We start from the raw sequence: 12906 nt of genomic DNA on the forward strand, positions 1-12906 counted from the left end.
CTGCGCGACGCGCATCCCATTATCCCGCTGGTGCTGGAGTTCCGCGAACTCGACAAGCTGCGCGGCACCTACCTCGACCCCATCCCCAACCTCGTCAACCCGCACACGGGCCGCCTGCACACCACCTTCGCGCAGACGGCGGTGGCGACCGGGCGTCTGAGCAGCCTCAACCCCAACCTGCAAAACATCCCCATCCGCTCGGAACTCGGGCGCGAGATTCGCAAGGGCTTTATTGCCGAGGACGGCTTTACCCTGATTGCCGCCGACTACTCGCAAATCGAGCTGCGGCTCCTCGCCCACATCGCCGACGACCCGCTGATGCAGCAGGCGTTCGTGGAGGGTGCCGACATTCACCGCCGCACCGCCGCGCAGGTGCTCGGGCTCGACGAGGCCACCGTGGACGCCAATCAGCGCCGCGCCGCCAAAACGGTCAACTTCGGCGTGCTGTACGGCATGAGTGCTCACCGCCTCAGCAACGACCTCGGTATTCCCTACGCCGAGGCCGCGACCTTCATCGAGATTTATTTCGCCACCTACCCCGGCATCCGGCGCTACATCAATCACACGCTGGACTTCGGGCGCACGCACGGCTATGTGGAAACGCTCTATGGCCGCCGCCGCTACGTGCCGGGCCTGAGCAGCCGCAACCGCGTGCAGCGCGAGGCCGAGGAGCGGCTCGCCTACAACATGCCGATTCAGGGCACCGCTGCCGACATCATGAAGCTGGCGATGGTGCAGCTCGACCCGCAGCTCGACGCCATCGGTGCCCGGATGCTGCTGCAAGTGCACGACGAACTGCTCATCGAGGCGCCGCTCGACAAGGCCGAGCAGGTCGCCGCGCTGACCAAAAAAGTCATGGAAAACGTGGTGCAGCTCAAGGTGCCGCTGGCGGTGGAAGTGGGGACGGGGCCGAACTGGTTTGACACGAAGTGAGGGGGCGACTTTCCCGGCGTACTGACAGACCAGCAGTCTCTCTGTCAGAATCAGGCCATGAAAAAGACGAGTCTGGTGGCTCTGCTGGCGCTTGGTCTCAGTGGGTGTGGTCTGGTGGGAGGTGTCGAGCCGCTGCATATCAGAAGCGTGGAGTTTCCTGCCAGCGTCGGGGCGACGGAACCTCTGACCGTAACCGTCAACATCGACATATGGAACTGCGGCGAAAAGGGCCAGTCACTGACGCTGGCAGAGAGGACGGCCTCGCGCCTGAGCTTGCAAGGCACCTTCCGCAAAGGCTGGGCAGGCCCCTGCGCGGCGGCGGTCGTCCAGAAAGCCCTGACCTACACCGATTCCGGCACGGTCCCGCGCACGAGTCCCTTTGAAGTCGTGGTCAACGGCAAAAGCTGGGGAACCGTCACGGTCAAATAATCAGCACAGTCGGGACAAAGACACAGAAGATACTCAGGCTTTCGCTTGGGTATCTTTTTTTTCTTGTTCCCTGTGGCCCCGGCTGACCCTGCGGCTTACACTGCCGCATGACCATCAAGGCTCTGTTTTGGGACATCGGCGGCGTGCTGCTCACCAACGGCTGGGACCGCGAGCAGCGGGCAGACGTGGCGCAGCGCTTCGGGCTGGACACGGACGACTTCACCGAGCGTCACCGCTTAGCGGCGCCCGAGCTGGAACTGGGGCGCATGACCCTGGCCGAGTATCTGGAACAGGTGGTCTTTTATCAGCCGCGCGACTTTACGCCCGAGGATTTCCGCGCCGTGATGGAGGAGCAGAGCCAGCCCCGGCACGAGGCGCAGGCCCGCAGCTTCCGGCCCGCCGCCCGGATTGTGGAAGAACTCGAACCCGAGCAGCAGCGGCTCGTGGCCCGGCTGGTGGAGGAGCGCCGCGAGAGTGAATCGGACGACCTCGCCCCCTGGGAGGAACGCGCCGCGCCGGAGCTGCGGATTACGGCGAATGTGGTCCGCAAGTTGGGGCCGGACGCCACCGTCTACCACCCCGAAAGCGGCGCCGAAGTGGAACTGGGCACGCTCTCGCCCCCGCAGCGTTACGAGGTCATCCGCGAGCATGTGAACCAGAAGGCGCAGGCGTACCACGAGAAACAGGCGGCCAAAGCGCAGGAACCGCCCCGCGAGCGGGTGAACTGGGCCGACTGGTTTATCGCCTACGCCGCCGAGCATCTGGACGGCGAGCAGCAACTCGAACTCGTCATCGAGCAGGGGCCGGGCGGCGAACCCCGCGCCGTGGCCCGCGTGATGAGCAAGGCGACGGGCGAGATTCTGGCGCGGGGCGAACCCTCGGACGACCTCAAAAAAGCGGTGCTGACGCTGCGCGGAGCGGTGAGCGGCTGACGTTTTGGGGACAGCGGCGACAGGTGGGGCGAGGGTGACTTGTGCATCCCGGCCCCCGGCGCCCTGTCTGGGCAGCGTTTAGGCTAAAGGCCCCATGACCAGCACCCAGCTCGCGCAGTTCCGCCCGCAACCCGCACCAGCCCGAGTTTTTGCAGGCGGTGACCGAGGTGATGACCAGCATCTGGCCCTTTGTGCAGGCGCACCCCGAGTACGCCGAGCACGCGCTGCTTGAGCGCCTTATCGAGCCCGAGCGCGTCATCAGCTTCCGCGTGACCTGGGTGGACGACGCCGGGCAGGTGCAGGTCAACCGGGGCTACCGCGTGCAGCACAGTTCCAGCATCGGGCCATACAAGGGCGGGATGCGCTTTCACCCCAGCGTCAACCTCAGCATCCTCAAGTTTCTGGCCTTCGAGCAGACCTTCAAAAATGCCCTCACCACCCTGCCGCTCGGCGGGGGCAAGGGCGGCAGCGACTTCGACCCCAAGGGCAAGTCCGACGGCGAGGTCATGCGCTTTTGTCAGGCATTGATGACCGAGCTGTGGCGGCATCTCGGTCCCGACACCGACGTTCCGGCGGGCGATATCGGCGTGGGCGGGCGCGAGGTCGGCTACCTCGCCGGCATGATGAAAAAGCTCGCCAACCACGCGGGTGGGGTATTTACCGGCAAGGGCCTGAGCTACGGCGGCTCGCTGCTGCGCCCCGAGGCGACCGGCTACGGCACGGTGTATTTCGTGGAGCACATGCTGCGCGACCAGAGGATGGAGATGGAGGGCCTGCGCGTGTCGGTGTCGGGCTCGGGCAATGTGGCGCAGTACGCCATCGAAAAGGCGCTGCACCTCGGCGCCCACGTGCTGACCGCCAGCAACTCGGGCGGCACGGTGGTGGACGAGGACGGCTTTACCTACGACAAGCTCGCCGTCCTGATGGACATCAAGAACGAGCGCCGGGGCCGGGTGGAGGACTACGCCCGCGAGGTCGGCGCCGAGTTCCGCCCCGGCGTGCGCCCCTGGGACGTGCCGGTGGATGTGGCGCTTCCCTGCGCGACCCAGAACGAACTCGGCGCCGACGACGCCCGCACCTTGATTGCAGGCGGCGTGCGCGTGGTGGCCGAGGGCGCCAACATGCCGTGCGACCTCGCAGCCATCCAGGCCTTCGAGGAAGCGGGCGTGCTCTACGCACCGGGCAAGGCGACCAACGCGGGCGGCGTGGCGACCTCGGGCCTGGAAATGTCGCAAAACGCCCAGCGCCTCTCCTGGACCCGCGAGGAAGTGGACCAGCGCCTGCGCAGCATCATGTCGGCCATTCACGATTCGTGCCTGGAGTATGGCCGCCGCCCGGACCGCCACGTCAGCTACCTCGACGGCGCCAACATTGCGGGCTTCGTCAAAGTGGCGACGGCGATGCGCGAACAGGGCGTGCTGTAATCGGCGCACCGCCCCGTTTTTCTCTCCATAGCAGGCATGATGGAGGCATGTTTCAGCCTCTTCAGGGATGGACGGTCATCACCCTCGCGCCCAACGTGCCCGGCCCACTCGCCGCCGCCTCGCTGCGGGACGCGGGAGCGACCGTCATCAAGGTGGAAGGCCCGGCGGGCGATCCCCTCGCGCAGATGTCGCCCGCGTGGTACGCCGAGTTGCACCGGGACATCGAGGTGCGGGTCATCGACCTGAAAGCGGAAGCGGGCAAGGCCGAGTTCGACGCGCTGCTCGCCGGGGCCGACCTGCTGCTCACCAGTTCGCGCCCCGCTGCGCTCGCCCGGCTGGGGCTGGCGCCTGAGCGGCTGGGGCGCGACTTTCCCCGGCTGTGCCGCGTGACCATCGTGGGCGATACCCGCGAGCCCGACGCGCCGGGCCACGACCTGACTTACCAGGCCGAAGCGGGCCTGATTGACCCCGCCCGCCCCGCCATGCCGCGCACGCTGGTGGCCGACCTGACCGGCAGCCGCGAAGCCTACGCCGCTGCGCTGGGCCTGCTGCTGAGCCGCGAGCGCGGGCAGCCGGAACGCGAGTGCATGGTGGGTCTGGGTGACGCCGCCCGCTTTGCCGCCGCGCCCTACCGGGTGGGTCTGACCGCGCCGGGCGGGCTGCTGTCGGGCGCCTACGACAACTACCGCCTGTACCCGACTGCCGACGGTTGGGTGGCCGCCGCGCCGCTCGAACCTGGGTTTGCTGCCCGCTGGGCCGAAGTGCTGGGCGAGGACGCCGCCGCCACGCTGCGGACGAATACGACCGCCCACTGGTTATACGTGGCGGCGCAGCGCGACCTGCCGCTCGCCGCGCTGCCGCAGGAAGGCTAAGCATGGCCGGTCTGCCCGTCACCGATGGCCTCTGAATCTCCAGCGGTGGGCCTCACCCTGCGCCCGCTGCGTCCTGGGGACGAGGAAACCGCCGTGCGCTGGGGCGCCGAGCGTGAGTTCTGCCTCGCCAGCGGCTGGACACCCGGCCTCGCCCCCCGCGTGCTGCGGCGGCATTGGCAGGCCATCATCGCGGACCGTTCCCCCGATTTCCTGCGCCTGGGCATCGAGCAGAGGGGTGAGGGGCAGGGCGGCGAGCTGGTCGGTTACGTGGACCTCGGCGACATCACGGCGGGGAGCGCCGAATTCGGCATCGCCATCGGGGAGCCGCACCGCTGGGGGCAAGGCACGGGCACCCGCGCTGGGCAACTGCTTCTCGCTCACGCTTTCGGGCCACTGGGCCTGTCCGTCCTGCGCGCCAAGGTCCACGCGCCCAACGTCCGCTCGCACGCGCTGATGCAGCGGCTGGGGTTTATTCCGGTGGGGGAGAGTGGGACTGACCTGTACCGGGGGGCTCAGGTTCCCTTGGTGCGGTATGAGGCGCGGCGGGAGGACTGGCTGCGTCTCTCAAAGTCTATGTAGCCGCTCTCAGCAGGATGGGATGTAAGGGTGTCAACGTCAGCGAACTGGTGGCCGACGAGCTGCGCAGAGCATTTGACGGAAAGATATTGCGAATTTTTGACCCTCTACCCTGGTGGGAGAGGGCCTTGCGAAGCAAGGGGTGAGGGGGTCTTTTTGTGTCAAATGCCCTGGGCTAAAGCGTGAGCTTCCTCCACCATCAAAAAGCCCTTCCGGTGATTGCTGGAAGGGTCTTTTTCATGGGCTCTGTCAGTCGACGTGATGCCCGGCGTCTCGCAGGGCCGCCACCGCTTTATCCAACTGCTCCTGCGCCACCAGCACGTAATCGGTGTCATAGGTGGACAGGGCAAAAATCCCGACGCCCGCGTCTCGCAGAGGATTGAGCACACTGGCGAGAATGCCCGTCAGCCCGAAGTCGAAGGGGCCATGCAGTTTCAACAATGCCCACCCTTTTGCGGCCTGTACCCCCGCCGGCACCTGCCCCGCCGCGCAGACAACCGAGAGCTCGTCCGGGGTGCGAGTCACGCTCCACAACTCCCCGGCAAAGGCCCACGCGGGCGGCGCAGTGTGTGGGTCAAGGCGGCACACGGCGTACTCGCCGGGAATGGTGGACAGGCTCAGGCTCATGCCCGCGAGTCTAAAACCGCCGGGCTGCCCAGCGGGGAGAACGAAGCACAGAGGATTAAAAACTGCTCTGGCTGTGGCTTTCTCGCCCCCTCACGAAGAATCGTGAAACGCAGAACGCCAGGCCGTCGGGCGCCAACGGCGCACGGGCCTCGCGTCCGTAGAAATCACGAGCATCCAGACCCGCCCGCCCAACGGGGAAACGCCGCCCGACACGCGACATCACCGCCATTTGCCCAGTGCCAACGTCAGCCCCCTGTCTCCTTTGGGGTAAGGGGCGGGGGGTTGGGGCCAAACGCTCAAGCTAAAGCTTCAGAACCAGCGCTCCTCTCAGCGCACCGTCACCCGCACCGGCTTGGCAGGAATCTTTACCCGCAGCCCGTCGGCAAAGCCCGTCAGCCAGCCTTCCACCATGTAGTCCCCGGCAGGCAAGTCGAGGTCGCGGGTATAGCTCACCTGTCCACGGGCAGCCACCGCATCGCTGCGGAGGTCCTGAGCGCACAGGCGCGGGCTGGCGCCAGCAATCGGGTACACCACGTCGCGGCTGCCGACCCGCAGCACCCGCACGGTGGGGGCGGTGACGCAGTTCTGCTCGTTGTCGCGCGGCACGTCGAGTTTAAAGGCGGCGGCGCGGCTACTCTTGACCGTCAGCGTGAGCGGCAGCTTGCCCTTCACGGTGCGCGGGGCGCTGAGGGTGGCGCTCACGTCGTCGAGTCGGGCGGGCTGCACGGCGGCGGGCACCTCGACCGATTCGGTGGCGGGCGCGGGGGTGGCCGGTTCAGGCGTTATCGGCGTTTCCACCAGGGCAGGCGCCGTGGTGGGGGCAGCCGGGGTCGCCGGGGACTGCGCGGCGGCGAGGCCGAGCAGGGGCAGCAGCAAAAGGGCACGCAGGTTCATGCTCGCAGGGTAGCGGGCCGGGATGACCGCAGGCTGATATGCGCGGCGCTGGGTTGAAGAGTTCGGCTGCCGCGGCACGTCTGTTCTGCTGGTCACTCGGCCCTGTTTGAACGCCTCTGCCGCAACTTTTTTGCAAGGGCGGCGCGGCTATGCTGGCGCACATGCCCGCCGCCCGCACCTTTTTGCAGCACCCCGACCCCCTGACCCGCGAGATTGCGGAGGGCTACGCGGGGGGGTCGTTTCTGATGGACAACGGCGACGGCCTGCGGTGGTACGGCGTGCCGGGTCGGGCGCTGGTGCCGCTCACCGAGGACGCCGGGCTGCATGTGGCCCGCCGAATGCGGCGCGAGCTGAAGCACTTTCGGCCCAGCGTGGACCTGGCCTTCGACGAGGTGATCGCCGGTTGCCGGGGCCACCTGCCGGGCAGCCCCGAGCGTGACGGCGAGTGGATTTCCGACGAGCTGGTCGAGATTTACCAGCACCTGCATACCACCGGCCTGGCGCACTCCTTCGAGGTCTGGCAGGGCGACGAACTCGCCGGGGGTGTGCTGGGGCTGGCGCTCGGGGGCGCCTTCATCGCCGAGAGCAAGTTTCACCGCCTCACCAACGGGAGCAAGGCGGCGCTCATTCACCTCGCTGAGCACCTTGACCGCCAGGGCTTCGCGCTGCTCGACGCGCAGATTCAGAACCCGCACCTCGCCACCCTCGGCGTATATGAAGTCACCGACAAGGAGTACCGGCGCCTGCTGCGGCGGGCGCTTGCGCTGGACGTGGAGTTGTGACTTCTCTGTAGCCCCGCCCACGTTGTCTGCTCAGAGGGCGCCTTGACCAGGCCAAACACTCTAGGCTCAGGGCCTCACTTCAATGTCCTGAACTTCGGAGGTTTTCATGCGTCCACGCTGGTTTCTGAGCGCCCTCACCCTTGCCCTGCTCGCCGCACCTGCCGGCGCCGTTTCGCTGGTCTACGGCGCGGGCGGCGATCCCGTCTCGCTCGATTCGGGCACCATCGTGGACGGCAACTCGTCGGTGGTCCAGATGCAGGTCTACGACACGCTCGTCAAGTTCAAAAAGGGAACGAGCGAACTCGCGCCCGGCCTGGCGACGAGCTGGTCGGCCAACAAGGACTCGACCCAGTGGACCTTTACCCTGCGCAAGGGAGTCAAATTCAGCGACGGCACGCCCTTCAACGCCGACGCCGTGGTCTACAACATCAACCGCTGGTGGGACCCCGAGGCGTCCGGTGGCGCCAAAGCGCAGGGCAAGTCCTTTATCTCGTGGCAGTTCACTTTCGGCGGCTTCAAGGGGGAGAAAAACACCCTGCTCAAGAGCGTGAAAGCCGTGGGCCAGGACAAGGTCGTGCTGACCCTCACCCGTCCCTTCGCGCCGCTGCCCGCCGCCTTCGCCACCACCTTCTTCGGCATCGCCTCGCCCGCTGCCGTCAAGCAGGAGGGGGCCAAGTACGGCACGCCCACCTCGCTGCCCGTCGGAACCGGCCCCTTCGTCATGCAGTCGTGGAAAACCGGCGACCGCATCGTGCTCAAGCCCAACCCCAACTACTGGGGCAACAAGGCGAAGTACGACCAGCTCGTCATCCGCTTTATCAAAGACCCCAGCCAGCGCCTCAACGAGCTCAAGGCCGGCACCATCGATTTCACGTCCGACCTTAACCCCGAGCAGCTCAAGAGTGTTCAGGGCGACAAAAACCTGAAGGCGGTCATCATTCCGTCGTTCAACGTGGGCCTCCTGAGCCTCAATCACTCCAACAAGTACCTCAAGAACGACAAAGTGCGGCAGGCCATCGGCATGGCGATCAACAAGAAAGCCATCGTGGACGCCTTCTGGAACGGCCTCGGCGAGAGCAGCTCCAGCATCCTGCCGTCCTCCTTGAAGTGGGCGGATAACCCCAGCGTGCCCGCCGACTACAAGTTCGACCCGGCGGCAGCCAAGAAACTGCTCGCCGACGCGGGCTACCCCAACGGCTTTTCGCTCGACCTGTGGTACATGCCGGTCAGCCGCCCGTATTTCCCCACGCCCAAACCGATTGCCGAGGCGCTCGCGGCGGACCTCGGGGCCATCGGCATCAAGGTCAACCTCAAGACCGAGGACTGGGCCAAGTACCTCGAAGACCGCCTCAAGACTCCCGGTTTCGACATGCACATGATCGGCTGGACCGGGCCGTACGCCAGCCCCTACACCTTCTACAACACCCACTACGGGCTGGAAGCCGAGGCCGACATCAAGTACAAGAGCCCGCGCCTCGACGCGCTGATGCTCAAGGCGGCGGCGAGCTCCTCGCGGGCCGAGCAGGCCAAGGTGTACGCCGAGCTGCACAAAATCACCTACGGGCTCAACCTGCGCTTTCCCATCGTCCACAGCCGTCCGCTGGCGGCGACCCGCAGCTACGTCAAAGGCTGGGAGCCGGGCCCGTCGGTCCTCACGCCCTTTGAGGACATCACCCTGGACGGCAAGAAGTGAGCGCCGTTCTGGGCGACGGCCTGCGCGAACAGGTGGTGGCCTGGCGCCGTCACCTGCACCAGCACCCCGAACTCGGCTTTCAGGAGCACCAGACCGCCCGCTACGTCGAGGAGCAACTGCGCGACATGCCGGGGCTGCACCTCAGCCGCCCCACCGAAACGAGCGTGCTGGCGGTTCTCAAGGGGGGCAAGCCGGGCCGCACCGTGCTGCTGCGCGCCGACATGGACGCCCTGCCCATCGAGGAAGAAGCCGACGTGGAGTTCAAGTCGCAGACGCCCGGCGTCATGCACGCCTGCGGCCACGACGGGCACACGGCAATGCTGCTCGGCGCGGCCAAACAGCTTTCCGCGCAGGCGGCGGACCTGCACGGCGAGGTGCGGTTCATCTTCCAGCACGCCGAGGAAGTCTTTCCCGGCGGCGCCGAGCAACTCGTGGACGCGGGCGTGATGGACGGGGTGGACCTCGCGGTGGGCACGCACCTCATGACCTCGGTGCCGGTGGGCACGGTGGTGCTGCGCGACGGAGCCTTGATGGCCGCGCCCGACGCCTTCGACATCACCATCCAGGGCAAAGGCGGGCACGGGGCCATGCCGCACCAGACGGTGGACCCGGTGGTCATTGCCGCGCAGGTGGTCATGGCGTTCCAGACGGCGGTGTCGCGGCTGCGTGACCCCATCGACCCCGGCGTGGTCAGCGTGACCCAGATTCACGGCGGCAGCGCCCACAACGTCATCCCCGACACCGTGACGCTCGGCGGCACCGTGCGGACTTTCAGCGACGAGCTGCGCGCGCAGATGCCGGGGCGCCTCGAAACCCTGCTGCGCGGCATTTGTGAGGCGTATGGGGCCACCTACACCTTCACGTACCACGGCGGCTACCGCTCGGTGAACAACGACCCGGCGACCACCGAGCGCCTGCGGAAAGTCGTGCGCGAGGTGCTGCCCGAGGTGACCGTCAGCGACGGCGTGCCGCTGATGGGCGGCGAGGACTTCAGCGCCTACCTGACGCGCGCGCCCGGCACCTTCGTCCTGATCGGCGCGGGCAACGCGGAAAAAGGCATGACGGCGCCTCACCACCACCCCAAGTTCATGATCGACGAGTCGGCGCTGGAACAGGGCGTGCAGATCTACGTGGGCGCGGCGCGGGCATTGACGGCGAGCTGAAACTCCCTGGGGCGGCCGCCTTGACTTGGCCCGCGAGGATATTCACATGAGCGAAAACCGTGACATCTCTCCTGAAGAAGCCCGCCGCATCGGGGATCAGATTGGTGTGGACTGGGACAAGTTCGACCTCGAAGAGTTTCGGCGCGGCCTGGATGTCGAATTCGAGCACGGCTCCCACGACCCGCAGACCGACGTGACCCACGACGACCCCGTGATGACGGGCAAAATTGCGCTGGCGCACCTCAAAGAGTTCCCCGACTACTACACCCGGCTGGAAAAGATGGAAGCCGAGGCCGAGAAATTCTGGGGAACGGAGGAAAAGAGCGAGTAGGAGCGTCCTTTACCTTTAAAAGGCAGCCCGGGCCATCCGTACAGGAAATGGCCCGGGCTGCCTTTTTGCCGTGCTTCAGCCCCCCAGCAGCTCCCACAGCAGGTAGCCGTTGAGCGCGATGATGATGACCGCGATGACCCAGCCAATCACTGTGAAGGAGCGCCGGGTCACGAGTGCGCCCATCACGTCCCGCCGCGCCGTGAACAGCAGCAGCGGCACCAGCGCGAAGGGCACCCCGAAACACAGAATGACCTGCGACAAGATCAGCACCGACGACGGGTCCATGCCCAGCAGAATGACGATGAAAGCGGGCAGCATGGTGATCAGGCGGCGCAGCCACAGCGGGATGTGAAAGCCCATGAAGCCCTGCATGATCACGTCGCCGGCCATGGTGCCCACCGCCGAGCTGCTCAGGCCCGAGGCGAGCAGGGCGACGGCGAACAGCACCGACGCCGCCGGCCCCAGCAGCGGCGTGAGCGTCTGGTAGGCGGTGGTCAGGTCGCCCGCGTTTTCCACGTTCTTGCCGTGAAAGGTGGCGGCAGCGACGGCGAGCATGCTCATGTTGATCAGGCCCGCCAGCCCCATCGCGGCGATCACGTCCACCCGGTTCAGGCGCACGAGGCGGCGCTTTTCCTCAGTGGTGTCCGTCTGTATGCGTCCCTGCGTGAGCGCCGAGTGCAGGTAGATGACGTGTGGCATGACCGTCGCCCCGATGATGCCCACCGCGAGGTAAGCGCTGCCCGGCCCCTGCAAGCGGGGCACGAAGCCCGCGCCCACCGCCGCGAGGTCGGGCCGCGCCAGCACGACCTGCACGAGGTACGCCACCCCGATCATCAGCACGAAGGCGCCCACCGCGAGTTCCAGCGGACGGGTGCCGCGCTTTTGCAGGTTCAGCAACCAGAAGGTGACGACGCCCGTGACCACCGCGCCCCAGAACATCGGCAGGCCGGTGAGCAGTTGAATGGCGAGGGCGGCCCCCAGAAACTCGGCGAGGTCGGTCGCCATCGCCACGAGTTCGGCCTGAATCCAGTAAAACCACACCAGGGGCCGGGGCCAGCGCTCACGGATCAGTTCGGGCAGGTTGCGCCCACTGGCGATGCCCAGGTTGGCGCTGAGGTTCTGAATCACCATCGCCATCAGGTTGGCGGCCAGAATCACCCACAGCAGGCTGTAGCCGTAACGGGCACCGCCCTCGATGTTGGTCGCAAAGTTGCCGGGGTCCATGTAGGCGATAGACGCGATGACCGCCGGCCCGAGAAACGGCAGGATGCGCCGCACTCCGCGTGGTCCCGCCGTCCCGCGCAGCGTCGCCCCGGCCCGCGCGTCGAGATGCTGTTCTGGCGGGTCGGGGCGGTCGTCGGGCAGGCTGGGAGAACGGGAATCCATGGCCTTTATTTTAGGCGCGACTAAAATAGTTGTCCAACGGCGTGGGCTTGAGTTCGTCTTAAAGGCCGACTTTTTTGTGAAAAATGCCTCTTTCCCAAGATCCAGTCAGATTCCGTCACGCTGGGTCATCTGGTTTTCAGGGTGCTGTCACATATTTGCTAGAGGCTCTTTGTAACTGTGTTTCCAGGAGGAACAACCGTGAAAACCCATCTGACCCTGACCGCCCTTGCCCTGACCTCTGTTTCGTTCGCTGCCCAGGCCGCGCCCGCTGCGACCTCGCCCATCAAGCTCAGCGGCGCCACCTACTCCGTGGCCCAGGTGACCGAGAACGGCAAGACCACCGAGCGCCTCGTGGACGCCTCGGGCAAGGGCGCCCTGCCCGGCAGCCTGCTGCAAATGACCCAGAAGGTCCAGAACGTGAGTGCGCGCAGCGTCAACGGCCTGCGCCTGAACATGCGCGTGGACCCCGCCACCATCTACCAGTCCGCCACCTGCGACGCGGCCAAGACCAACACCCTGTTTTCCATCGACAGCGGCAAGACCTTTTCGGCCAACCCCACCAAGACCGTGACCGTGACCGAAAACGGCAAGGCGACGCAGCGCACCGTGCCCGCCAGCCCCAGCGAGTACACCAACGTGCGCTGGGAACTGCCGAGCCTCGCCGCCAGCCAGACGGTGAACTGCAACCTGCGCGTGCGCGTGAAGTAAAGTTCGGACCTTTTGCGGGAGCCTCTGCGGGGGCTCCTTTTTTATGGTTTTTTGTGGTGACGGTGGTCTGTCTTGTGAGTCCATTGACTTCGCCCTTTGCTGCTTGCGAGGCCGTTCCGGCAATTACGTCCAGAGTAGAATCCTCCCTATGGCCGA

At 66.3% G+C, this 12906-nt stretch carries 13 protein-coding genes and 1 pseudogene; 11 read left to right on the forward strand and 3 right to left on the reverse strand.

The features are described 5' to 3' along the window. From T432_RS08800 to T432_RS08825, 6 genes and pseudogenes are all read left to right on the forward strand, one after another. The coding region (locus tag T432_RS08800; protein WP_044971246.1) for a DNA polymerase at positions 1 to 933 on the forward strand (933 nt) is incomplete at its 5' end. Between the two features lie 57 nt (positions 934 to 990). Then, a complete protein-coding gene (locus T432_RS08805; protein ID WP_010888341.1) occupies positions 991 to 1362 on the forward strand; it encodes a hypothetical protein in 372 nt (123 codons plus the stop codon). Positions 1363 to 1469: 107 nt separating this feature from the next. Then, the gene (locus T432_RS08810; RefSeq protein WP_049959892.1) at positions 1470 to 2294 is read left to right on the forward strand and encodes an HAD family hydrolase; all 825 of its coding nucleotides are present in this window, start codon (positions 1470 to 1472) and stop codon (positions 2292 to 2294) included. Between the two features lie 125 nt (positions 2295 to 2419). Beyond that, positions 2420 to 3718: pseudogene (gene gdhA / locus T432_RS08815) on the forward strand (NADP-specific glutamate dehydrogenase); the annotation flags it as partial. Between the two features lie 47 nt (positions 3719 to 3765). Beyond that, positions 3766 to 4590 (forward strand): CoA transferase, encoded by an 825-nt coding sequence (locus tag T432_RS08820; RefSeq protein ID WP_010888352.1) that lies wholly within the window; start codon positions 3766 to 3768, stop codon positions 4588 to 4590. A gap of 24 nt (positions 4591 to 4614) precedes the next feature. Next, complete coding sequence (locus tag T432_RS08825; protein ID WP_010888351.1) at positions 4615 to 5169, forward strand: GNAT family N-acetyltransferase; 555 nt, start codon at positions 4615 to 4617, stop codon at positions 5167 to 5169. A 246-nt stretch (positions 5170 to 5415) separates the two neighbouring features. Here T432_RS08825 and T432_RS08830 read toward each other — a convergent pair whose 3' ends face one another. Both T432_RS08830 and T432_RS08835 read right to left on the reverse strand, forming a co-directional pair. Continuing rightward, on the reverse strand, positions 5416 to 5793 hold the full coding sequence (locus T432_RS08830; RefSeq protein ID WP_010888350.1) for an ACT domain-containing protein: 378 nt from the start codon (positions 5791 to 5793) through the stop codon (positions 5416 to 5418). Between the two features lie 327 nt (positions 5794 to 6120). Next, the gene (locus tag T432_RS08835; protein ID WP_162150129.1) at positions 6121 to 6687 is read right to left on the reverse strand and encodes a hypothetical protein; all 567 of its coding nucleotides are present in this window, start codon (positions 6685 to 6687) and stop codon (positions 6121 to 6123) included. 149 nt (positions 6688 to 6836) lie between these two features. On the opposite strand from T432_RS08835, the gene aat reads away from it, so the two are divergent. From aat to T432_RS08855, 4 genes are all read left to right on the forward strand, one after another. Further along, a complete protein-coding gene (gene aat / locus T432_RS08840) occupies positions 6837 to 7469 on the forward strand; it encodes a leucyl/phenylalanyl-tRNA--protein transferase (RefSeq protein WP_010888348.1) in 633 nt (210 codons plus the stop codon). A 106-nt stretch (positions 7470 to 7575) separates the two neighbouring features. Next, positions 7576 to 9162, forward strand: a complete 1587-nt coding sequence (locus tag T432_RS08845) for an ABC transporter substrate-binding protein (protein ID WP_010888347.1) — start codon at positions 7576 to 7578, stop codon at positions 9160 to 9162. Beyond that, positions 9159 to 10325, forward strand: a complete 1167-nt coding sequence (locus tag T432_RS08850; RefSeq protein WP_010888346.1) for a M20 family metallopeptidase — start codon at positions 9159 to 9161, stop codon at positions 10323 to 10325. The genes T432_RS08845 and T432_RS08850 overlap by 4 nt, the downstream gene beginning before the upstream one ends. A gap of 46 nt (positions 10326 to 10371) precedes the next feature. Further along, positions 10372 to 10656 (forward strand): DUF5661 family protein, encoded by a 285-nt coding sequence (locus T432_RS08855; protein ID WP_027480397.1) that lies wholly within the window; start codon positions 10372 to 10374, stop codon positions 10654 to 10656. Positions 10657 to 10731: 75 nt separating this feature from the next. On the opposite strand, the gene T432_RS08860 is transcribed toward T432_RS08855, so the two are convergent. Beyond that, positions 10732 to 12042 carry an Nramp family divalent metal transporter gene (locus T432_RS08860; RefSeq protein ID WP_010888344.1) on the reverse strand — a complete coding sequence of 437 codons (1311 nt, stop codon included), beginning with the start codon at positions 12040 to 12042 and terminating at the stop codon, positions 10732 to 10734. 198 nt (positions 12043 to 12240) lie between these two features. Here T432_RS08860 and T432_RS08865 point away from each other — a divergent pair, with 198 nt between their 5' ends. After that, entirely contained in the window at positions 12241 to 12750 is a 510-nt protein-coding gene (locus tag T432_RS08865) for a hypothetical protein (protein WP_211246942.1), read from the forward strand. Positions 12751 to 12906 lie beyond the last annotated feature (156 nt).

It is taken from the genome of Taylorella asinigenitalis ATCC 700933, from assembly GCF_000687755.1.
GTDB lineage: Bacteria > Pseudomonadota > Gammaproteobacteria > Burkholderiales > Burkholderiaceae_B > Taylorella > Taylorella asinigenitalis.

Bases quoted from the DNA above. Each gene is read 5' to 3' on its own strand.
- T432_RS08805 (WP_010888341.1), top strand. From the start codon at position 991: ATGAAAAAGACGAGTCTGGTGGCTCTGCTGGCGCTTGGTCTCAGTGGG.
- T432_RS08810 (WP_049959892.1), top strand. From the start codon at position 1,470: ATGACCATCAAGGCTCTGTTTTGGGACATCGGCGGCGTGCTGCTCACC.
- T432_RS08820 (WP_010888352.1), top strand. From the start codon at position 3,766: ATGTTTCAGCCTCTTCAGGGATGGACGGTCATCACCCTCGCGCCCAAC.
- T432_RS08825 (WP_010888351.1), top strand. From the start codon at position 4,615: ATGGCCTCTGAATCTCCAGCGGTGGGCCTCACCCTGCGCCCGCTGCGT.
- T432_RS08830 (WP_010888350.1), bottom strand. From the start codon at position 5,793: ATGAGCCTGAGCCTGTCCACCATTCCCGGCGAGTACGCCGTGTGCCGC.
- T432_RS08835 (WP_162150129.1), bottom strand. From the start codon at position 6,687: ATGAACCTGCGTGCCCTTTTGCTGCTGCCCCTGCTCGGCCTCGCCGCC.
- aat (WP_010888348.1), top strand. From the start codon at position 6,837: ATGCTGGCGCACATGCCCGCCGCCCGCACCTTTTTGCAGCACCCCGAC.
- T432_RS08845 (WP_010888347.1), top strand. From the start codon at position 7,576: ATGCGTCCACGCTGGTTTCTGAGCGCCCTCACCCTTGCCCTGCTCGCC.
- T432_RS08855 (WP_027480397.1), top strand. From the start codon at position 10,372: ATGAGCGAAAACCGTGACATCTCTCCTGAAGAAGCCCGCCGCATCGGG.
- T432_RS08860 (WP_010888344.1), bottom strand. From the start codon at position 12,042: ATGGATTCCCGTTCTCCCAGCCTGCCCGACGACCGCCCCGACCCGCCA.